The sequence below is a fragment of the Paracoccus contaminans genome, assembly GCF_002105555.1.
Classification (GTDB): domain Bacteria; phylum Pseudomonadota; class Alphaproteobacteria; order Rhodobacterales; family Rhodobacteraceae; genus Paracoccus; species Paracoccus contaminans.
Window position 1 is genome coordinate 1,597,479 of the sequence record NZ_CP020612.1, and the last position, 20,284, is coordinate 1,617,762.

Annotated in this window: 26 protein-coding genes and 1 tRNA gene; 19 read left to right on the forward strand and 8 right to left on the reverse strand. The window is 67.3% G+C overall.

Features of this window, described 5'->3' with window-relative positions; genetic code table 11:
• The first annotated feature begins 8 nt into the window (after window positions 1-8).
• The 12 genes from rplP (at window position 9) to rpmD (ending at window position 5,015) form a co-directional block, all read left to right on the forward strand.
• Window positions 9-422: a 50S ribosomal protein L16 gene (gene rplP, locus B0A89_RS07530; RefSeq protein ID WP_085377619.1), complete on the forward strand. Its 414-nt coding sequence runs from the start codon at window positions 9-11 to the stop codon at window positions 420-422.
• A gap of 198 nt (window positions 423-620) precedes the next feature.
• A complete protein-coding gene (gene rpmC, locus B0A89_RS07535) occupies window positions 621-827 on the forward strand; it encodes a 50S ribosomal protein L29 (RefSeq protein WP_085377620.1) in 207 nt (68 codons plus the stop codon).
• Window positions 828-837: 10 nt separating this feature from the next.
• Window positions 838-1,110 carry a 30S ribosomal protein S17 gene (gene rpsQ / locus B0A89_RS07540; protein ID WP_085377621.1) on the forward strand — a complete coding sequence of 91 codons (273 nt, stop codon included), beginning with the start codon at window positions 838-840 and terminating at the stop codon, window positions 1,108-1,110.
• Window positions 1,111-1,202: 92 nt separating this feature from the next.
• Window positions 1,203-1,571, forward strand: coding sequence for a 50S ribosomal protein L14 (gene rplN, locus B0A89_RS07545; protein WP_036717337.1), 369 nt, complete (start codon window positions 1,203-1,205; stop codon window positions 1,569-1,571).
• Entirely contained in the window at window positions 1,571-1,876 is a 306-nt protein-coding gene (gene rplX / locus B0A89_RS07550) for a 50S ribosomal protein L24 (RefSeq protein WP_085377622.1), read from the forward strand. The genes rplN and rplX overlap by 1 nt, the downstream gene beginning before the upstream one ends.
• Window positions 1,876-2,436 carry a 50S ribosomal protein L5 gene (gene rplE / locus B0A89_RS07555; RefSeq protein ID WP_085377623.1) on the forward strand — a complete coding sequence of 187 codons (561 nt, stop codon included), beginning with the start codon at window positions 1,876-1,878 and terminating at the stop codon, window positions 2,434-2,436. The genes rplX and rplE overlap by 1 nt, the downstream gene beginning before the upstream one ends.
• 19 nt (window positions 2,437-2,455) lie before the next feature.
• Complete coding sequence (rpsN, locus tag B0A89_RS07560) at window positions 2,456-2,761, forward strand: 30S ribosomal protein S14 (RefSeq protein WP_085377624.1); 306 nt, start codon at window positions 2,456-2,458, stop codon at window positions 2,759-2,761.
• A gap of 10 nt (window positions 2,762-2,771) precedes the next feature.
• Entirely contained in the window at window positions 2,772-3,170 is a 399-nt protein-coding gene (rpsH, locus tag B0A89_RS07565) for a 30S ribosomal protein S8 (RefSeq protein WP_157115284.1), read from the forward strand.
• Between the two features lie 10 nt (window positions 3,171-3,180).
• Window positions 3,181-3,714 carry a 50S ribosomal protein L6 gene (rplF, locus tag B0A89_RS07570; RefSeq protein WP_085377625.1) on the forward strand — a complete coding sequence of 178 codons (534 nt, stop codon included), beginning with the start codon at window positions 3,181-3,183 and terminating at the stop codon, window positions 3,712-3,714.
• Window positions 3,715-3,725: 11 nt separating this feature from the next.
• Window positions 3,726-4,085 carry a 50S ribosomal protein L18 gene (gene rplR / locus B0A89_RS07575; protein ID WP_085377626.1) on the forward strand — a complete coding sequence of 120 codons (360 nt, stop codon included), beginning with the start codon at window positions 3,726-3,728 and terminating at the stop codon, window positions 4,083-4,085.
• 123 nt (window positions 4,086-4,208) lie between these two features.
• Window positions 4,209-4,826, forward strand: a complete 618-nt coding sequence (gene rpsE / locus B0A89_RS07580; protein WP_085377627.1) for a 30S ribosomal protein S5 — start codon at window positions 4,209-4,211, stop codon at window positions 4,824-4,826.
• A 3-nt stretch (window positions 4,827-4,829) separates the two neighbouring features.
• On the forward strand, window positions 4,830-5,015 hold the full coding sequence (gene rpmD, locus B0A89_RS07585) for a 50S ribosomal protein L30 (protein ID WP_085377628.1): 186 nt from the start codon (window positions 4,830-4,832) through the stop codon (window positions 5,013-5,015).
• 108 nt (window positions 5,016-5,123) lie between these two features.
• Here rpmD and B0A89_RS07590 read toward each other — a convergent pair whose 3' ends face one another.
• The gene (locus B0A89_RS07590) at window positions 5,124-5,783 is read right to left on the reverse strand and encodes a peroxiredoxin (RefSeq protein ID WP_085377629.1); all 660 of its coding nucleotides are present in this window, start codon (window positions 5,781-5,783) and stop codon (window positions 5,124-5,126) included.
• A 193-nt stretch (window positions 5,784-5,976) separates the two neighbouring features.
• Between B0A89_RS07590 and B0A89_RS07595 the strand changes: the two genes are divergently transcribed.
• Window positions 5,977-7,419, forward strand: coding sequence for an aldehyde dehydrogenase family protein (locus B0A89_RS07595; protein ID WP_205949806.1), 1,443 nt, complete (start codon window positions 5,977-5,979; stop codon window positions 7,417-7,419).
• Window positions 7,420-7,659: 240 nt separating this feature from the next.
• Here the strand turns inward: B0A89_RS07595 and B0A89_RS07600 are convergent, their stop codons facing one another.
• Complete coding sequence (locus B0A89_RS07600; RefSeq protein WP_085378818.1) at window positions 7,660-9,321, reverse strand: long-chain fatty acid--CoA ligase; 1,662 nt, start codon at window positions 9,319-9,321, stop codon at window positions 7,660-7,662.
• Window positions 9,322-9,495: 174 nt separating this feature from the next.
• Between B0A89_RS07600 and B0A89_RS07605 the strand changes: the two genes are divergently transcribed.
• The 4 genes from B0A89_RS07605 (at window position 9,496) to B0A89_RS07620 (ending at window position 13,009) form a co-directional block, all read left to right on the forward strand.
• On the forward strand, window positions 9,496-10,521 hold the full coding sequence (locus tag B0A89_RS07605; RefSeq protein ID WP_205949735.1) for a substrate-binding domain-containing protein: 1,026 nt from the start codon (window positions 9,496-9,498) through the stop codon (window positions 10,519-10,521).
• A gap of 63 nt (window positions 10,522-10,584) precedes the next feature.
• On the forward strand, window positions 10,585-11,613 hold the full coding sequence (locus tag B0A89_RS07610) for an ABC transporter permease (protein WP_085377631.1): 1,029 nt from the start codon (window positions 10,585-10,587) through the stop codon (window positions 11,611-11,613).
• Window positions 11,610-12,383, forward strand: a complete 774-nt coding sequence (locus tag B0A89_RS07615) for an ATP-binding cassette domain-containing protein (protein ID WP_085377632.1) — start codon at window positions 11,610-11,612, stop codon at window positions 12,381-12,383. Before B0A89_RS07610 ends, B0A89_RS07615 begins: the two co-directional genes overlap by 4 nt.
• Window positions 12,380-13,009 (forward strand): nucleoside/nucleotide kinase family protein, encoded by a 630-nt coding sequence (locus tag B0A89_RS07620; RefSeq protein WP_240558447.1) that lies wholly within the window; start codon window positions 12,380-12,382, stop codon window positions 13,007-13,009. The genes B0A89_RS07615 and B0A89_RS07620 overlap by 4 nt, the downstream gene beginning before the upstream one ends.
• Window positions 13,010-13,120: 111 nt before the next feature.
• Here B0A89_RS07620 and queG read toward each other — a convergent pair whose 3' ends face one another.
• The 6 genes from queG to B0A89_RS07650 all read right to left on the reverse strand — a co-directional run bounded on the left by queG (window position 13,121) and on the right by B0A89_RS07650 (window position 18,237).
• Window positions 13,121-14,140, reverse strand: a complete 1,020-nt coding sequence (gene queG / locus B0A89_RS07625) for a tRNA epoxyqueuosine(34) reductase QueG (RefSeq protein ID WP_420814374.1) — start codon at window positions 14,138-14,140, stop codon at window positions 13,121-13,123.
• Window positions 14,141-14,198: 58 nt separating this feature from the next.
• Window positions 14,199-14,879: an FtsZ-binding protein FzlA gene (fzlA, locus tag B0A89_RS07630; RefSeq protein ID WP_085377634.1), complete on the reverse strand. Its 681-nt coding sequence runs from the start codon at window positions 14,877-14,879 to the stop codon at window positions 14,199-14,201.
• A gap of 75 nt (window positions 14,880-14,954) precedes the next feature.
• Complete coding sequence (locus tag B0A89_RS07635; protein ID WP_085377635.1) at window positions 14,955-15,680, reverse strand: transglycosylase domain-containing protein; 726 nt, start codon at window positions 15,678-15,680, stop codon at window positions 14,955-14,957.
• A 46-nt stretch (window positions 15,681-15,726) separates the two neighbouring features.
• A complete protein-coding gene (locus tag B0A89_RS07640) occupies window positions 15,727-16,269 on the reverse strand; it encodes a DUF1269 domain-containing protein (RefSeq protein WP_085377636.1) in 543 nt (180 codons plus the stop codon).
• A gap of 86 nt (window positions 16,270-16,355) precedes the next feature.
• Entirely contained in the window at window positions 16,356-17,870 is a 1,515-nt protein-coding gene (locus B0A89_RS07645; RefSeq protein ID WP_085377637.1) for a glycosyltransferase, read from the reverse strand.
• A 282-nt stretch (window positions 17,871-18,152) separates the two neighbouring features.
• Window positions 18,153-18,237 (reverse strand) — tRNA-Leu (locus B0A89_RS07650).
• Window positions 18,238-18,423: 186 nt separating this feature from the next.
• Here B0A89_RS07650 and B0A89_RS07655 point away from each other — a divergent pair.
• Both B0A89_RS07655 and B0A89_RS07660 read left to right on the forward strand, forming a co-directional pair.
• A complete protein-coding gene (locus tag B0A89_RS07655) occupies window positions 18,424-19,410 on the forward strand; it encodes a complex I NDUFA9 subunit family protein (protein WP_205949736.1) in 987 nt (328 codons plus the stop codon).
• A gap of 11 nt (window positions 19,411-19,421) precedes the next feature.
• The gene (locus B0A89_RS07660; protein ID WP_085377638.1) at window positions 19,422-20,231 is read left to right on the forward strand and encodes an undecaprenyl-diphosphate phosphatase; all 810 of its coding nucleotides are present in this window, start codon (window positions 19,422-19,424) and stop codon (window positions 20,229-20,231) included.
• Window positions 20,232-20,284: the final 53 nt, after the last annotated feature.

The following is a 20,284-nucleotide window of genomic DNA, read 5'->3' on the forward strand; positions in this document are numbered from 1 at the left end:
AACAAGGAATGCTGCAACCGAAACGGACCAAGTTCCGCAAACAATTCAAGGGCCGCATCCATGGCGAGGCCAAGGGCGGGTTCAACCTGAACTTCGGCTCCTACGCGCTGAAGGCGACCGAGCCCGAGCGCGTCACCGCGCGCCAGATCGAGGCGGCCCGCCGCGCGATCACCCGCCACATGAAGCGTCAGGGCCGGGTCTGGATCCGGATTTTCCCGGACGTGCCGGTTTCCTCGAAACCGACCGAGGTGCGGATGGGTAAGGGCAAGGGTTCGATCGATTTCTGGGCGGCCCGCGTCCATCCCGGCCGGATCATGTTCGAGATCGACGGCGTCGATGACGAGATCGCCCGCGAAGCCCTGCGCCTTGGCGCGCAGAAGCTGCCCGTCCTGACCCGGATCGTGCACCGCGAAGATTGGTAAGGCGCGCATCGCTGCGCCTGGCAGACAGAGAGGCCCCGCCGGTGACGGCGGGGCTTTTCTCTTGCCCTGAAAACCATGTTTTTCCTTGCCACACAGGGCATGCGCGCGTATAGGCCAAGCCTTCATCTCGCACTCCACCGGGAATCAGGGTGTCCCTGCCAGCAGGGGCCTTCCGGTGATGTTGAAAGGACCAGGGGCATGAAAGCCGCCGAACTGAAGGACAAGACGCCCGAACAGCTGCGCGAGCAGCTGGTCGCGCTGAAGAAGGAGGCGTTCAACCTGCGCTTCCAGCAGGCCACCGGCCAGATCGAATCGACCGCCCGCATGCGCGCCGTCCGCAAGGACGTGGCCCGCGTTCTGACCGTCATGAACCAGAAGGCCGCTGCCGCGGCCCAGTCGAACTGAGGGGGCTGCCATGCCGAAACGCATTCTTCAGGGCCGCGTCACCAGCGACAAGAACGAGCAGACGATCACCGTTCTGGTCGAGCGGCGCTTCAAGCATCCGCTGCTGCACAAGACCGTGCGGTCGTCCAAGAAATACCGGGCGCATGACGCTCTGAACCAGTTCAAGGTCGGCGATACCGTCCGCATCGTCGAATGCGCGCCGATTTCCAAGACCAAGCGCTGGACGGTCCTGACGGACCAGTCGGCTGCTGCCCTGACCACTGCTGCGGCAGATCAGGCCTGATGCAACCGCGGGTGGGCCGGGTGGCCCGCCAGTGACATATCGAAACCCTGGGGCCGGGACTGCAACCGGTCCCCAAAGGTCGGGAGCTAACCATGATCCAGATGCAGACCAACCTGGATGTTGCTGACAACTCCGGCGCGCGCCGGGTGCAGTGCATCAAGGTTCTGGGCGGATCGCATCGGCGCTATGCGTCGGTCGGCGACATCATCGTCGTCTCCGTCAAGGAAGCCATTCCGCGCGGCCGCGTGAAGAAGGGCGACGTGCGCAAGGCCGTCGTCGTGCGCACCGCCAAGGAAGTCAAGCGCGAGGACGGCACCTCGATCCGCTTTGACGCGAACGCCGCCGTCATCCTGAACAACCAAGGCGAGCCGGTCGGCACCCGCATCTTCGGGCCGGTCGTGCGCGAGCTGCGCGCCAAGAACTTCATGAAGATCATCTCGCTTGCGCCGGAGGTGCTGTGATGGCCGCCAAGCTCAAGAAGGGTGACACGGTCATCGTCCTGACCGGCAAGGACAAGGGCAAGACCGGCGAGATCACGCAGGTCATGCCCAAGGACAACAAGGCGGTCGTGGACGGCGTGAACATCGCCCTGCGCCATACCCGCCAGTCGCAGACCAGCCAGGGCGGCCGCGTTCCCAAGAACATGCCGATCGACCTGTCCAACCTCGCGCTGCTGGACAAGAACGGCAAGGCCACGCGCGTCGGCTTCCGCATGGAAGGCGACCAGAAGGTCCGCTTTGCCAAGACCACGGGGGATGTGATCTGATGCTGGACCAAGCCAAGTACACCCCCCGCCTCAAGTCGGTCTATCAGGACCAGATCCGCGCCGCGCTCAAGGAAGAGTTCGGCTACCGGAACGACATGCAGATCCCGCGTCTGGACAAGATCGTCCTGAACATGGGCATCGGCGAGGCCGTCAAGGACACCAAGAAGGTCAAGCAGGGCGCCGACGAGCTGTCGCTGATCGCCGGGCAGAAGGCCGTCATCACCAAGGCCAAGAAGTCGATCGCCGGCTTCCGCGTGCGCGAGGAGATGCCGCTGGGTGCCAAGGTCACGCTGCGCGGCGACCGGATGTATGAATTCCTCGATCGCCTGATCAACATCGCGCTGCCGCGCGTGCGCGACTTCCGCGGCGTCAAGGGCACGGCGTTCGACGGCCGCGGCAACTATGCCATGGGCCTGAAAGAGCACATCGTTTTCCCGGAGATCAACTTCGACAAGGTCGACGAGGTTCTGGGGATGGACATCATCATCGCGACCACGGCGAAGACCGACGCCGAAGCCAAGGCGCTGTTGAAGCATTTCAACATGCCCTTCAACAGCTGACCGCGCGAGGAAAGACGATATGGCCAAGAAATCCATGATCGAACGTCAGAAGAAGCGCGAGCGGATGGTGGCGAAATACGCCTCCAAGCGCGCCGCCCTGACCGATGTCATCAACGACCAGTCCAAGCCGATGGAAGAGCGGTTCAAGGCGACGCTGAAGCTTGCCGAACTGCCGCGCAACTCCTCGGCCACCCGGCTGAACAACCGCTGCGAACTGACGGGGCGTCCGCGCGCCTATTACCGCAAGCTGAAACTGTCGCGGATCATGCTGCGCGAGCTCGGCTCGTTCGGCCAGATCCCCGGCATGGTGAAATCGAGCTGGTAAGGGGGTAATCATGTCGATGAACGATCCGCTCGGCGATATGCTGACCCGTATCCGCAACGCGCAGATGCGCGGGAAATCCACCGTCCGCACCCCCGCCAGCAAGCTGCGCGCCTGGGTTCTGGACGTGCTGAAGGCCGAGGGCTACATCCGCGGCTATGAGCAGGTGACGACCGATGCCGGTCACGCCGAGCTGGAAATCTCGCTGAAATACTTCGAAGGCGCGCCCGTCATCCGCGAACTGGCACGGGTGTCCAAGCCCGGCCGCCGCGTCTATGCCGGCGCCAAGGAACTGCCCTCGGTCCGCAACGGCCTGGGCGTGTCCATCGTCTCGACGCCCAAGGGCGTGATGTCGGACGCAGCGGCTCGCAACGCCAATATCGGCGGCGAAGTCCTCTGCACCGTGTTCTGAGGAGGGCAGAATGTCTCGTATTGGCAAGAAGCCGGTCGAACTGCCTTCGGGCGTCACGGCCGAGGTGAAGGGGCAGACCATCTCGGTCAAGGGCCCCAAGGGCACCCGGTCGTTCACCGCGACCGACGACGTGGATCTGGTGCTGGACGGCAGCACCGTCACCGTCAAGCCGCGCGGCCTGTCCAAGCGCGCCCGCCAGCAATGGGGGATGTCGCGGTCGATGGTGGCCAATCTCGTCACCGGGGTGACGACCGGCTTCCGCAAGGACCTGGAAATCCAGGGCGTGGGCTACCGCGCGACCATGCAGGGCAAGACGCTCAAGCTGGCGCTGGGTTATTCGCATGACGTGAACTTCGATGCGCCCGAGGGCGTGACGGTGAACGCGCCCAAGCAGACGGAAATCGTGGTCGAGGGTATCGACCAGCAGGCCGTCGGCCAGACCGCCGCCAACATCCGCGACTGGAAGCGGCCCGAGCCCTACAAGGGCAAGGGCATCCGCTACAAGGGCGAGGTCGTCTTCCGCAAGGAAGGCAAGAAGAAGTAAGGATCACGCATATGGCACTGAACAAACGAGAGCTGTTCCAGAAGCGCCGTCTGCGCGTCCGGAACAAACTGCGCGCGATGTCCGCCGGACGTCCGCGCCTGTCCGTCCACCGCTCGTCCAAGAACATCAGCGTCCAGCTGATCGACGATGCGCAGGGCGTGACGCTGGCATCGGCCTCGACCCTGGAAAAGGATCTGGGCTTCGTCGGCAAGAACAATGTCGAGGCTGCCGCCAAGATCGGCGCCGCGATCGCGGAACGTGCCAAGGCGAAGGGTGTCGAAGAGGTCGTGTTCGACCGCGGCGGCTTCCTGTTCCACGGCAAGATCAAGGCGCTGGCCGATGCGGCCCGCGAGGGCGGTCTGAAGTTCTGATGATGCGGGCGGCGCGTTCATGACGAGCGCGCCGCCCCGATGATCCGGGGGCCGTCCATTGCGGCGGCCCACCAGGATCGGCCCCAACCGGCGCGGACACGCGCCAGATCAAGGAATTGCCACATGGCAGAACGTGAACAGCGCCGTGACCGCGGGGGCGATCGCCGCCGCGAGCAGCGCGAGGAAACCCCGGAATTCGCCGATCGTCTGGTCGCGATCAATCGCGTGTCCAAGACCGTCAAGGGCGGCAAGCGCTTCGGCTTTGCGGCGCTTGTCGTCGTGGGCGACCAGCGCGGCCGCGTCGGTTTCGGCAAGGGCAAGGCCAAGGAAGTGCCCGAGGCGATCCGCAAGGCGACCGAGCAGGCCAAGCGCGGCCTGATCCGCGTGCCGCTGCGCGACGGGCGCACCCTGCATCATGACATCGAAGGGCGCCACGGCGCCGGCAAGGTCGTCATGCGCACCGCCGTTCCGGGGACCGGCATCATCGCCGGCGGCCCGATGCGCGCCGTGTTCGAAATGCTGGGCGTGCAGGACGTGGTGGCCAAGTCGCTGGGTTCGCAGAACCCCTACAACATGATCCGTGCGACGATCGACGGGCTCAAGGCCGAGGCGTCGCCCCGTTCGGTCGCCGGCCGCCGCGGCAAGAAGGTCGCCGACATCCTGCCCTCGCATGATCGCGCGCCCGAAGCCCAGCAGGCTGCCGATGCCGCCCCGGCGCCGGCCCAGTTGCAGGAGGCCTGATCCATGGCAACCATCATCGTCAAGCAGATTGGCAGCCCGATCCGCCGCCCGGCCAGCCAGCGCGCGACGCTCAAGGGCCTTGGCCTGAACAAGATGCACCGCACGCGCGAGCTTGAGGACACGCCCGCGATCCGCGGCATGGTCCGCTCGATCCCGCATCTGGTCCAGATCATCGGCGAAAAGCAGTAATCCCTTTGCCGGTCTGAAACAAAACGCCCCGCCGGTGCCGGCGGGGCGTCTTCATTTCCGCAATCCAGTCCGCCCTGGCATGCGGGGCGGGCCGGCGCGCCTTTCCCTTCATCCCTTGCGGGGCTGGGGAACAAAGCGCAGATAGGGCAGCTTCTTGTCCAGCTTGCCGAAACGCTGTTCGGCCTGTTCGTCCGACAGCGACAGGGCGGCGATGACATCCTGTCCCGGAACCCAGTTCGCCGGCGTGGCGACCGGCACCCCGTCGGTAGCCTGGATCGCGTCCACGGCCCGCAGGATTTCGGCAAAGTTGCGGCCGACCGACATCGGATAGGTCAGCATCAGCCGCACCTTCTTGTCAGGCCCGATGATATAGACCGTGCGGACCGTGGCACTGTCATTGGCCGTCCGGCCGTCGGGCAGATAGGCGTCGGCGGGCAGCATGTCATACAGCTTGGCCACCGTCAGGTCGGTGTCATCCACGATGGCAAAATCGGCCGGGCTGCCGGCGAAAGCCTCGATGTCGCGCTTCCACTTGCGGTGATCCTCGGCGCTGTCCACCGACACGCCCAGCACCTTGACACCGCGCTTTTCCCATTCGGGGGCCAGCTGGGCGACGGCACCGAACTCGGTCGTGCAGACGGGGGTGAAATCGCGCGGATGGCTGAAGATGATGCCATAGCTGTCGCCCAGCCAGTCATGAAAGCGGATCTCGCCTTCAGATGTCTGGGCGGCAAAGTCCGGGGCGATGTCGTTGATGCGCAGGGCCATGAGGCGTTCCTTTGGCGTTATCTCACCTGCACTGGAAGATAGGCTGCAACCGCCCAATTGCCAGCCATCCCCTTGCCGTCGAAACGCCGGGGCGCCCGGACGAAACGACGAAGCCATCGGCCTTGCGGACGGCCGGGCAGGGTGCAACGCTGGCGCGACCTGGCATGGCAGAGGGGATGCGGCGATGGCCGATCTGTTGGACAAGCGGCAATTCTATATCGACGGCGCCTGGGTGGACCCGGCGGCACCCCATGACCTTGACGTCATCGACCCCACGACCGAGGAACCCTGCGCGGTGATCTCGCTGGGCGCGCAGGCCGACACCGACCGCGCGGTGGCCGCGGCCAAGGCGGCCTTCCCCTCCTGGTCGGCGACCCCGCCGGCCGAGCGGCTGGCCCATGTCGAGAAGGTCCTTGAGGTCTACAAGCGCCGCAACGACGACATCGCCGCAGCGATGACCGCCGAGATGGGCGCGCCCACCGACATGTCGCGCGAGGACCAGGCCGGCTCAGGCTCGTTCCACATCGAGACATTCATCAGCAGCTTCAAGGATTTCGAGTTCATCCGCCCGCTGGGCGATCATGCCCCCACCAGCATGGTCGCGTGGGAGCCGATCGGTGTGATCGGCCTCATCACGCCGTGGAACTGGCCGATGAACCAGGTCACGCTCAAGGTGATCCCCGCGATCCTGGCAGGCAATACGGTGGTGCTCAAGCCATCGGAAATCGCGCCGCTGTCCTCGATGGTCTTTGCCGAGGTGCTGGACGAGGCGGGGCTGCCCAAGGGCGTGTTCAACCTGGTCAACGGCGACGGGCAGGGGGTCGGCACGCAGCTGTCCATCCATCCTGACGTGGACATGATCAGCTTCACCGGATCGACCCGCGCCGGCATCGCCATCACCAAGGCGGCGGCGGACACGGTCAAGAAGGTCGCGCTGGAACTGGGCGGCAAGGGGGCGAATCTCGTCTTTGCCGATGCGGATGACAAGGCGGTCGAACGCGGGGCGCGGCACTGCTTCTACAACTCGGGGCAGTCCTGCAATGCGCCGACGCGGATGTTCGTGCAGCGGCCTGTCTATGAAAAGGCCGTGGAAACCGCGCGCCGCGTGGCCGAGGAAACCGCCGTCGCCAGCGCGCACGAGCCGGGCGCCCATATCGGCCCCGTGGTCAGCAAGCAGCAGTGGGACAAGATCCAGGATCTGATCCAGAAGGGCATCGACGAGGGCGCGCGTCTGGTTGCGGGCGGCCCCGGCCTGCCCGAAGGCGTCAATCGCGGCTATTTCGTGCGCCCCACGGTGTTCGCGGATGTGACCAACGACATGACCATCGCGCGGCAGGAAATCTTTGGCCCGGTGCTGTCGATCATCCCCTTCGACACCGAGGACGAGGCCCTCGCCGCGGCCAATGACACGATCTATGGCCTGACCAACTATGTCCAGACGCAGGACGGCGCGCGGCGCAACCGGCTGGCCCGGCAGCTGCGGTCGGGCATGGTCGAGATGAACGGCGTCAGCCGGGGCCGCGGATCGGCCTTTGGCGGCGTCAAGGCATCGGGCCGCGCCCGCGAGGGCGGCGTCTGGGGGATCGAGGAGTTCATGGACTCCAAGCAGATCAGCGGCTGGGACAAGGACGCCTGATCGCCCGCAAGAAAGCACCAGAGGGGGCGCCCGCCGCGGCGCCCTTTCCTGTGTCCGGGATCCATCTTCGGTCCTGAAATATCCCGGGGGTCCGGGGGCTGGCCCCCGGTCCGGCACCTCAGACCGGCACTGCGCCCGCCCAGGGCAGAACGGCAGCGCGCCCCGCTCTGCGCGCACGCGTCCAGGGTTCCACACCGCCGCCCGCGCCCAAGGCCGCCCCCTTTTAGCCGGCCGGCGCCATCAGCCCGCCGCGACCTGCTCGGCTTCAAGCGCGGCCATGGCGTCGTCCCACAGGATGCCGCCATGCGCCTCGCGCAGGACGGCCTTGACCACCTTTCCGGTCGGTCCCAGCGGCAGGCTGTCCACGAAGACCACCCGGTCGGGCCGCTGCCAGCGCGGCACCTTGCCGTCATACCAGGCCAGCAGCTCGTCTTCGGTCAGGTCGGATTGCGGCCGCCTCTGGCAGCAGATCACCGGGCGCTCGTCCCATTTGGGGTGGCGCGCGGCGATGGCGGCGGCGTTGGCGACCTTGGGATGGGCCACCGCGATGTTTTCCAAGTCAACCGTGGAGATCCATTCGCCGCCCGACTTGATGATGTCCTTGGACCGGTCGCGGATGATCATGTAGCCATCGGCGTCGATCGTGGCGATATCCCCGGTATCGAACCAGCCGTCCCAGGTCAGGCTGCTTTTCTCGGCCCCGAAATAGCTGTCAACCACCCAATGGCCGCGGATCTGCAATTCGCCTTCGGTCGTGCCGTCATTCGCCAGCACATGGCCTTCGGCATCGACGATGCGCAGTTCCGCGCCGAACAGCGGCCGGCCCTGGCCGTTGCCGATACGGTCCTGTTCCTCGAACGGCAGCGCCAGATGCTTGGCCAGGGGCGCGTTCAGCGTGCCCAGCGGGCTGGTTTCCGTCATCCCCCAGGCATGGACCAGCTCGACCCCGTAACGCTCGCGGAATGCGGCGCGCATCGAGGGGGGCAGCGCCGATCCGCCAACGATCGTGCGCCTCAGGCTGGTGGGCTGCAGCCCCGTCGCCTCAAGCGCGTTCAGCAGGCCCATCCAGATGGTCGGAACGCCGGCGGCCATCGTCACGTTCTCGTCCACGATCAGGCGCGCCAGGCTTTCCCCGTCAAGGCGCGGGCCGGGCAGCACCAGCCGCGCGCCCACCATCGCCGAGGCATAGGGGATGCCCCAGGCGTTGACGTGGAACATCGGCACCACCGGCATCACCGAATCGGCCGCACCGATCGCCAGCCCGTCCACGTTGTTGGCCGACAGGGCGTGCAGCAGGGTCGAGCGATGCGAATACAGCACCCCCTTGGGGTTGCCTGTCGTCCCCGATGTATAGCACAGCGAGGAGGGCGCATTCTCGTCCACCTCGGGCCAGGGCGCGTCAGGATCGCCTTCCTCCAGCAGCTCGTCGTGAAACAGCAGGCCGGGGATCGCTTCTGCCGCCTCATCGTCGCGGCCATCCAGCAGCACGATCCCGCGCAGGCATGCCAGCTGGCCCCGCAATGCCGCGATGGCGGGAACGAAGCTGCGGTCGATGAACAGCATCCGATCGGCGGCATGGTTGATGATATAGGCCATCTGGTCCGGCGAAAGCCGGGGGTTGACGGTGTGGCAGACCATTCCCGCGCCGGGAACGCCGAAATACAGTTCAAGATGGCGGCGGTTGTTCCAGGCCAGCGTGCCGACCCTGTCGCCCGGCTCGATCCCTCGCCCGCGCAGGGCCGACCCGATCCGGCGGGCGTTCCGCGCGACCGCGCCCCAGCTTGTCCGCTCGAACCCGCCCATGGTTTCGGCCGACACGATTTCCGTCCCCCCGTGGTATCGGGCCGCGTGCGCGATCAGCGACGCGATCGTCAGTGGCTGGCGCATCATCCGGCCAAGCAGCATGGCATGTCCCCCCCCTGGTGCCTGGGGCCATGTTCGCGCGCCCGGACGCGCGCTGCAAGGACGGCGGCGCCCTTGCCGCGGGCGGCCTGCGACAGAGCGGATTGACAAGATGTTTCCGCGCCGTCAGCTTGCCCGATCATGCGCCAGAACAAGGCGCCAGCAGGGAGCATCATGATGAACTATGGAAGGCGCGCCGGCCTTGCGGCGCTGGCACTGGGCGTTTCGACACTGGCCGCTGCCGCTCAGGAACCGGTCAAGGCCTGCGTCATCACCAAGACGGACATCAATCCCTTCTTCGTCAAGGTCAAGGAAGGCGCCGAGGCCAAGGGCAAGGAACTGGGCGTGCAGGTGATGGGCTATGCCGGCAAGATCGACGGCGACCATGAAACCCAGCAGCAGGCGATGGAAAGCTGCATCGCCGCAGGGGTCAAGGGCATCCTGCTGATCGCATCCGACCCCAAGGCGATCGTTCCGGCGGTCGAGCAGGCCAAGGCACAGGGCATCCTGGTCATCGCGCTGGACACGCCGCTGGAACCGGCGACGGCGGCGGACGCGACCTTTGCCACCGACAATTTCGAGGCCGGCCGCCTGATCGGCGCCTGGGCCAAGGGCCATATGGGCGACAAGGCGGCGGATGCCCATATCGCCATGCTGAACATCAACGCGACCCAGCCTTCGGTCGATGTCCTGCGCAACCAGGGTTTCGTCGAAGGTTTCGGCATGGACCCCAAGGACAAGTCGAAATACGGCGACGAGGATGACAAGCGCATCGTCGGCCAGGAATACACCGACGGCAACGAGGAGGGCGGCCGCCGCGCGATGGAGGCGATGTTCCAGCGCGACCCCTCGATCAACGTTGTCCACACGATCAACGAGCCGGCCGCGGCGGGCGCCTATGAGGCGCTGAAATCCTTTGGCAAGGAAAAGGACGTGACCATCGTGTCCGTCGATGGCGGCTGCCCCGGCGTCAGGAACGTCAAGGAAGGCGTGATCGGCGCCACCTCGCAGCAATATCCGTTCAAGATGGCCGAGATGGGGATCGAGGCGATCGCCGCCTTTGCCAAGGACGGGACGCGCCCCAAGGCCACCGAGGGGCTGGATTTCGTCAACACCGGCGTCCAGCTGGTCACCGACCAGCCGGTCGAGGGGGTTCCCTCGATCACCTCGGACGAGGGGCTGAAGCTCTGCTGGGGCTGAGGCGCTGAACCATGACGGGCGGTTCCGGCAACAGGGACCGCCCCGCGAACACGAGAGGGCGCCATGAGCCAGACCACGCCGGCCGAGGTCGCACAGTTTCACGTCCGGCGCACCCCGCTGGAATCCCTGCAGCATTTCCTGCACCGCTATCCCACGATGGTGCCGGTGCTGGTGCTGATCGTTTCGGTGATCGGCTTCGGGCTGGTCGCGCCCAACTTCCTGTCGCCCTTCAACCTGTCGCTGATCCTGCAGCAGGTGGCGGTGGTCGGCACGCTGGCGGCGGCGCAGAGCCTGGTGATCCTGACCGCCGGGATCGACCTGTCGGTCGGCGCGGTCATGGTGCTGGCCAGCGTCGTGATGGGCAAGCTGGGGGTCGAGATGGGCGTTCCCGCCCCGCTGGCCATCCTGGCCGGCATCCTGTGCGGCCTTGCGGCGGGCTGGGTGAACGGCATGCTGGTCACGCGGCTGCGGCTGCCGCCCTTCATCACCACGCTGGGCACGCTGAACATCTTTATCGCGCTGGTCTATTACCTGTCCGACCGCAACACGATCCGCAGCCAGGATATCGACGCGGCCGCCCCCCTGCTCAAGCTGTTCGGCAACAAGTTCCAGGCGGGCGGCTTTGTCATCACCTGGGGCGTTCTGCTGATGCTGGCGGTGTTCGCGGTGCTTTATGTGGCGCTGAACATGACGGCCTGGGGCAAGCGCGTCTATGCCATCGGCGACGATACCGAGGCGGCGGCGCTGGCCGGCATCCAGGTAAACCGGGTGCTGCTGTCGGTCTATATGGCGGCGGGTCTGATCTGCGGGCTGGCGGCCTGGTCGGCGATCGGGCGCGTCGGCTCTGTCAGCCCGACATCCTTTGCGGAATCAAACCTTGAATCCATTACCGCCGTGGTGATCGGGGGGATTTCGCTGTTCGGGGGGCGCGGCTCGATCACCGGGCCGCTGATCGGCGCGATCATCGTCGGCGTGTTCAATTCCGGCCTGCGGCTGCTGGGCGTCGATGTCCTGTGGCAGCTGTTTGCGACCGGCTGGCTCATCATCATCGCGGTCGCCGTGGACCAGTGGATCAGGAAGATTTCGTCATGAGCGGTTATGTCCTGGAAGCGCGCGGACTGACCAAGCGCTATGGCCGCGTCACCGCGATGGACGGGGCCGATTTCGACCTGCGTCCGGGCGAGATCCTGGCCGTCATCGGCGACAACGGCGCCGGCAAATCCACGCTGATCAAGGCGCTGTCGGGCGCGGTCCAGCCGGACGAGGGCGATCTGCTGCTCGACGGCAAGCCGGTCCGCTTTGCCAGCCCGCTCGAGGCGCGGCAGGCGGGGATCGAGACGGTCTATCAGACGCTCGCCCTGTCGCCGGCGCTGTCCATATCGGACAACATGTTCATGGGGCGCGAATTGCGGCGGGGGGACCTGTTGGGGCGCTGGCTCGGCATTCTCGACCGCGCCCGGATGGACCGGATCGCCCGTGAAAAGCTGACCGAGCTGGGGCTGATGACGATTCAGAACATCGGCCAGAAGGTTGAAACCCTGTCGGGCGGCCAGCGGCAGGGGATCGCGGTGGCGCGGGCCGCGGCCTTCGGCTCGAGGGTCGTGATCCTGGACGAGCCGACGGCGGCGCTGGGCGTCAAGGAAAGCCGGCGGGTGCTCGACCTGATCCTTGACGTGCGCTCGCGCGGGCTGCCCATCGTGCTGATTTCCCACAACATGCCGCATGTCTTCGAGATCGCGGACCGCATCCATATCCACCGCCTGGGCCGGCGGCTATGCGTCATCAACCCGCGCGAGCACAGCATGTCCGACGCGGTCGCCTACATGACGGGCGCCAAGATGCCCGAAGGCGTGGCGGCGTGAACGGCCCCTGGGCCGAGGCGATCGCCGGGCCGCTGGCCGCGGCCATCGACGCCCTGGCGCCGGGCCGCCGGCTGGTCGCGCTGGCCGGCCCGCCGGGGGCAGGCAAGTCCACGCTTGCCGAACAGGCCGCCGCCATGCTGCCAGGGGCGACGGTGCTGCCGATGGACGGCTATCACCTTGACAACCGCATCCTGTCCGCGCGCGGCCTGCTGGATCGCAAGGGCAGCCCAGGCAGCTTTGACGCGGCCGGGTTCCTGTCGCTGCTCGGCCGTCTGCGACAAGGGGGCGAGGTCATCCATCCCCTGTTCGACCGCGAGCGGGACATCGCCATCGCAGGCGCGGGCCGCATCGGCCCCGAACATCCGCTGGTGCTGGTCGAGGGCAACTATCTGCTGCTCGACCGTCCGGTCTGGCGCGATATGCGGCCGCTGTTCGATCTGACGGTCATGGTAACGGCCGACCGGGCAGTGCTGGCGGAGCGGCTGCGCCGGCGTTGGCAGGGCCTCGGGCGCGACGAGGCCGCCATTGCCCGGCATCTCGCCAATGACCTGGCCAATCTCGATCTTGTCCTGCACGGCTCTGCCGCGGCCGACCTGACGCTGGAAAGCGGCGGTTCGGCAGACTGACGGGCGGTCCGCGGTAAAGCCGCGGCGCCCTCTCCCGTGGCGGATGGCCGCGGGCGCCGCTGCGGGATTGCCCGCAGCATCACTCGCACCGTCTTGGCCAGCCGATGCCCGCTAGCCTGCCAGCCGCCCCGCCGCCCAGCGGGCGGCATCGCGCACGGCCGGGTCGGCGTCCTCCGCCAACCCCTGCGCAAGGGGGCGCAGCCGCGCCATGCCGCTGTTGCCCATCGCATACAGCACGTTGCGCACCATCCGGTCGCGCCCGATCCGCTTGATCGGGCTGCCGGCAAAGCGCGCGCGGAACCCCGCATCGTCCAGCACCGCCAGATCCTCCAGCAGCGGGGCGCGGTGGGGGCCGTGATAGCGCATCTCGCCCGCCGCAACCGCGAACTTGTTCCAGGGGCAGGCGGCAAGGCAATCGTCGCAGCCATAGATGCGGTTGCCCATCAGCGGGCGCAGCCCTTCGTCCACCGGGCCGCGATGTTCGATCGTCAGGTATGAAATGCAGCGCCGTGCATCGAGCTGAAAGGGCGCGGGAAAGGCATCCGTCGGGCAGGCGTCCAGACAGGCGCGGCAGGAGCCGCAATGCTCGGCCTCGGGCGGGTCGGGGAGCAAAGGCAGGGTGGTGAAGATCGCCCCCAGAAAGAACCAGTTGCCCAGCGCGCGGCTCAGCAGGTTGGTGTGCTTGCCCTGCCAGCCCAGGCCCGCTGCCTGTGCCAGCGGCTTTTCCATGACCGGCGCGGTATCGACAAAGACCTTGATCTCGCCCCCCGCGCGGTCGATCAGCCAGCGGCCGACGCGCTTGAGCCGCGCCTTGACGATGTCGTGGTAATCCCGCCCCTGCGCATAGACGCTGACCGCGCCGCGCCCCGGCCGTGCCAGATCCTCGCGCGGGTCGTGCGGGGGGGTATAGGCCTCGGCCAGCATGATCACCGCCCGCGCCTCGGGCCACAGCGCCGCGGGATCGCCGCGCCAGTTCATGCGCTCGGCCATCCAGCCCATCTGCCCGTGCCGCCCCGCCGCCACGAATGCCGCCAGCCGCGCCGCCGCCTGCGGCACCGCATCGGGCGTGGTCACGCGCACCGCGGAAAACCCCTCGGCCAGCGCCTGCGCGACCAGATCCTTCTTCTGCACGGAAATATCCCGGGGGGAGTCCGCCCCCGGCGGACGGGGGGCAGCGCCCCCCTGCGGCCTAGAAGTCGAGCTGCGCATAATGGGGGGCGGGCGACAGCCCCGACACCTGGTCGGCCAGCACGCTGCGGAAGGCAGGGCGCGATTTGACCGTCGCATACCAGTCGCGCAGCGTCGGCGAGCGGTCCCAGTCAACGTCCGAGATGTAGTCGAGGCAGGACAGATGCGCCGCCGCGGTGAAATCGGCCAGCGTCAACATGTTGCCAGCCAGCCATTTGCGCGTTTCCAGCAGCGATGTCAGATAGTCGATATGATCCTTGATCGCCCGCAGGCCGGACTTGACCAGCTTGCTGTCGGGATAGCCGGCCTTCATCATCTTCTTCCACACCCGCTCCGACAGGATCGGCCGCGTCACCTCGTCGTTGAACTTGTCGTCGAACCAGGCGCAGAGGCGGCGGACCTCGTGGCGCTCGGCCGGCGTGCCCGGCATCAGCGGGGGCGAGGGGATCGTCTCGTCCAGATATTCCACGATCGCCTGGCTTTCCGACAGCAGCCGCCCATCCATCCGCAGGACCGGGATCTTGCCGGCAGGGTTGCGGCGCATGATCTCGGACCCCGGCTCCCACCAGCGTTCCTCGACCAGCTCGACCTCGATCCGCTTCTCGCCCAGCACCAGCCGGACCTTGCGGCAAAACGGGGACAGGGCGACATGATACAGCCGCGGCGTGGAATGGGTATTCATCGTGCGTCTTTGTCCGGCCATCGTCGGGATCGCGCGGTGATACGCGTCCAGGCCGCGCCTTTCAACCGGCGGCGGTCAGTGCCCCGTTCCCTCGAAGCAGGCCGAGCGGCCGTCCCGCCGGATGGTTTCCGCCCCGTCGGCGATCGCCCGCGCACGGGCCGAGCCGGGCCGGGCAAGGCGCTGCTTGGGCGCGGGCAGGACCGATGCCAGCGCCGCCGCCTGCGCGGCGCTCAGCCGGTCGGGGGCCAGGCCGAAATGATGGGCGGCGCCCGCCCGGATGCCGAAGATGCCGGGGCCGAACTCGGCCACGTTCAGATAAACTTCAAGGATGCGCCGCTTGGTCCACAGCGTCTCGATCATCGGGGTGTAGAGCGTTTCCATCAGCTTGCGCCCCCAGCTTCGCCCCTGCCACAGGAAGACGTTCTTGGCAGTCTGCTGGGTCAGGGTCGATGCGCCGCGCCGTTCCCCGCGCATGATGACGCGGCGGATCTCGGCCATGTCGAAACCCCAATGGGCGCAGAAATTGGCATCCTCGGCCGCGACGACCGAACGCAGCATCACCGGCGCGATGTCATCGGCGCGGGTCCACGGATGCGGCGCCCCCGCCTGGGTGGCGATCGTCCAGGTCGTGGGCGGATTGACCAGCCAGCCGAACAGCATGACCAGCGCCAGCATGATCCAGAACAGCCGCAGCACCGCCCAGCGGGCCAGCCGCCACATATGCCTTGCAGGCGAACGGCGCCTTGCCGCGGCAGGCGGGTCCGGCAGGGCAGGGGCGCCAAGGGCGGAAGGCTGCGGCATGGACGGCTCGTCTCATGCCGCAGCCGCATGCGTCAAGCAGGCCCGTTCAGGGCGCCGCAGAACCCGCGCTGCCGGACGTGACGCCGCGGGCGGGCCAGCCTGGGGCGGACAGGGTTTCGCGCAGGCGTGCCTCGTCCTCGTTCGACAGCGAGGTCTTGATCACCCGCGCGCTGCCTCCGTAATGGGCGATGCGCGGCAGCAGCTTGTCGAGGTTCATCTCGTCGGCGAGGATGAAGACGGCGCCGCTGCCGACCGGCACGGTCTTGCCGATCTGGCGGATGAAATCATCCGGGATGCCATAATCTGTTGCCGATCCTGACAGCGCCCCCGCCCCGGCGCCGATCGCGGCCCCGGCCAGCGGGTTGAGGAACAACAGCCCGATCAGCCCGCCCCAGAAGGTGCCGCCAAGCGCGCCCGCCGCGGTCAGGTTCAATGCCTGGTGCAGCTGGTATTCACCCTCGCTGGGGCGGGTGACGACGACGGCATCCTCAAGCTTGAGAAGGTATTCCGATTGGGCCGCTGCGAATTCCTGGCGCAGGGCAAAGGCATCCTGCTGCCGGTCAAAGCCGATGACGATCAGTTGGGGCATCCCGATTCTCCGCATGGTGGAACCGGCTGCACAACGCGGCGGATGAAAGGGCGGTTCAGGCAGGTCAGGCGGAAAATTCCACGCCTTCAGCCGTCCAGCCGATAGGCCCGCGCGCTGTCATGCCAGGCGTAATGATCCAGCCTGCCGGGGGCAGATGGCTCTCTTTGCGCCCCCGCAGGGCCGTCCTGCGCCGCGGCCGGCGGCCCTGCCGCGGCCCCGTGCAGCACCTGCAGGACCAGCCGTCTGTAGTTTTCCAGGTATCGCGGGCGGCTGTAGCGCTCCAGCCCCTCTGCGCTCGCCTGCTGGAACGGGGCGGGATCGGCCAGCACATGCCGCATCGCCGCCGCCAGCGCCGCCTCGTCCCCCGGCGGCACCAGCAGACCGTTCCGGCCGTCGATCATCTCTCGGGGGCCATAATCCACATCATGCGAGATCACCGGGCACCCGCAGGAAAGCGCCTCGAGGATGGACAGCCCGAACCCTTCGGTCAAGGTCGGGCAGACCGCCGCCAGCGCCCCGCGAAAGACGGCCAGCGGCGCATCGGTATAGCCCATCAGCCGCACCCGATGCCCGCAGCCCAGCCTGGCGATCAGTTCCTTCAGCTGGGCCTCGCCCGCGCCGTCGCCATGGATCAGGTAATCGACGCCGGGAAAATCATCCATGATCGCGGCAAAGGCCCGGATCGCCTGGTCGATCGGCTTTCCGGCAAGGTCCAGCCGCGAGACGGTGACCAGATGCCTGCGCGGCACGGGCGGGTGCGCCTCGATCTGGATGAAGTGCGGCAGCACCTCGACAGGGCGGGCGGGCACCAGGTCGGCCTCAAGGCGCCTGCGATGCACCTCGGTCGCGGTCACGATGGCGGCGCCCTGATAGCCTTCGATCAGACCCCTGGCGCGTGCATTGATCCTGCCGTCGGGGTCGCGGTGATCGGTATGGAGGAACAGGATGCTGCGCGGCGTGGCAAAGGGGGCCAGATAGGCCGACGTGATCCCATCGAAGAAAACGACCGCGTCCGTCCAGTCCACAAGCTCGAACAGGCTCGCCTCGAACATGCGGGCCATCTGGTGGAAGGTGCCGGTCACGAGGTTGGTGCCGCCCTTGAATTCGCCGCCCAGCCTGCGCCAGCGCCCGATCGGCCGGCCCGCGGCGAAATCGGTCGTGACGACCGATCCATCCGGCCGCGCGACGTTCAGCTGATAGGGCACATCGTCCATCAGGGTGATCCGGCTGACATCCTTGCCCGTCTGGTAGGTTCTGGTGACGACTGCGCCCAGGGCATCATACCCCTTGTTGCGCCCGGTGCTGACGCGGGCCCTGGTCGCCGCGCCTGCGGGATAGTCGGTAAAGACCCCGATGCCGGCCTTGATCGCCGCGCCCAGGCAGGCATCGGGCAGCGAGGCATAGGTCACGGCGGGATGCAGGGCGCCTGCACGGCGCAGCGCGGCAAAGTTCAGCCGCTGGCGGATATGGTGATCGAGATTGAGCAGCACCGGATCAAAGCCGCGCATCTCGGCAAAGGCATTGAGCCGGTGCTGCACCGCCCGGACCTTGCCGCCCCCGCCCTTTCCCAGACGATGAAAGATGGAATAAACGACAGCCATGCGCGCCCCGCCGCCCCGGTTGCGCGGGCGGTTTATCGCAGCGGCGCGGACGGCTCAATCCACCAGGCGGCTGGATGGGCGGCAGGCAGAGCGGAGAGGCCTGCCCGCCGCACCCCCTGCGGGACGGTGCCGAGGGAACGGGCGGCATGGGATCGCGGCCGGCGCCAGCCGGCGATCGGCCCCGGCTTGCACTGCAAGCGCCGCAAGGCGCAGCCGCCCGAACAGAAGCCGCGCAGCCAAATTGAAAAGGCCCCGCCGAAGCGGGGCCTTGTCACGGCGATTTGGTGCCCAGGAGAAGACTCGAACTTCCACGCCTTGCGGCACACGGACCTGAACCGTGCGCGTCTACCAATTCCGCCACCTGGGCAGGTCGCGTGAAGCGGTGATTTAGAGATGCCCGCAGGGGGTGTCAACGGCCTTTTGGCGAAAACTTGCGTCGCCCCTTCGGGCAGGGGGCGGGGCAGGGCAGGCGCGCTTGATGCGGAGCGGGGCCTTCGCTATCAGCGGAGGCGTGCGCATCAGGTCGGCGCATTGGCCGAAGGGGCAGGACATCATGGCACGGCTGGTCACCATCTACGGCGGCTCGGGGTTCGTGGGCCGGCAGATCGCCAGGGCGATGGCGGCCGAGGGATGGCGCGTCCGCGTCGCCGTCCGGCGCCCCAACCAGGCAGGCGTCGTGCGCACCTACGGCATGGTCGGGCAGGTCGAGCCGGTCTTCTGCAACGTGCGCGACGATCTTTCCGTGACCGCCGCGATGGTGGGGGCGGATGCGGTCGTCAACTGCGTCGGCATTCTCGTGCGCGAGCGGCGCAACACCTTCAAGGCCATCCATGAGGAGGCTGCGGGCCGGATTGCCCGCATCTCGGCCGAAGGCGGGGTGGGCCGGCTGGTCCATCTGTCCGCCCTTGGCGCCGATCCGCAGGCCGCCAGCCACTATGCCCAGTCCAAGGGGCGGGGCGAGGCGGCGGTGCTGGCGCATCGGCCCGATGCGGTGATCCTGCGCCCCTCGGTCATTTTCGGGCCTGATGACGGCTTTTTCAACAAGCTGGCCGGCATGATGCGGCTGGGCCCGGTCGTGCCGCTGCCGGGAGCGGGCGCGCTGTTGCAGCCGGTCCATGTCAACGATGTCGCCCAGGCCGCGGTCATGGGCGCGACCGGCGCCGCCGCGCCCGGCATCTATGAACTGGGCGGCCCCGACGTGATGACCATGCGCGAGATCGCCCGCATGGTTGCCCGCGTGATCGGCCGCCGCCGCGTCCTTGTCGGGCTGCCCGATGTGCTGGGCAACCTGATGGGCCTGGGCTTCGACACGATCCAGGCGGTCAGCGGCGGGCTTCTGACCAACCGCGTCCTGACCCGTGACCAGGTCCGGCAGCTTCGCGTGCCCAACCGTGTCGGCACGGGCGTGCGCGGCTTTGCCGATCTGGGGATTCAGCCTGCCTCGGCCGAGGCCATCGTGCCCGAATATCTGTGGCGCTTTCGCCCGTCCGGCCAGTATGACGCCCTCAAGGCGTCGGCCCGGAACCTTCGCGACAGCTGAACGCGCATCTCATGCCGCATGATACCATTGTCGCCGCCGCCCTCGGCCTGCTCGAAGGGCTGACCGAGTTCATTCCGGTGTCCTCGACGGGGCATGTGCTGCTGGCCGGGCATTTCCTGGGCTTTGACAGCCCTGGCCGCGCCTTCGAGGTTCTGATCCAGCTGGGCGCCATCCTTGCGATCCTGGGGGTCTATGCCGGGCGGCTGTGGACGATCTTTTCCAGCGCGCCGCGCGATCCGCGCGCCCGCCGGTTCATCGCCGCGGTGCTGCTCGCCTTTTTGCCGGCGGTGGTCGTGGGGGTTCTGGCCCATGACTTCATCAAGCGGGTGCTGTTCGAAACCCCGATCCTGATTGCGGCGATGCTGCTGCTGGGCGGGATCGTCCTTCTGTTCGTGGACCGCATGGCGGCGCGGCCGCGCTATCTGGCGGCCGAGGACATCCCCCTGCCCGTCGCGGCAGGCATCGGGGCGATCCAGTGCCTGGCGATGATCCCGGGCGTGTCGCGTTCGGGGGCGACCATCGTCGGGGCGCTGCTGATGGGGGCCAGCAAGCGCGCTGCGGCCGAGTTCAGCTTTTTCCTGTCCATGCCGACGATGGCGGGGGCCTTTGCCTTTGACCTGATGAAGAACCGCGACGTGTTGGACGCCGCGGCGCTGGGCAATGTGGCGGTCGGCTTTGTCTGCGCCTTTGTCAGCGCCGTCCTGGTTGTGCGCTGGCTGCTCGGTTACGTCTCGGCCCGCGGCTATGGCCTGTTCGCATGGTGGCGGATCATCGTCGGGGGGGCTGTCCTGCTTGGCTATGGCATGGGATTGGTCAGTTAGATTGACCTGATTTCCTTTACCATGCACATCTGGAATTCAGAACCAGAGAACTA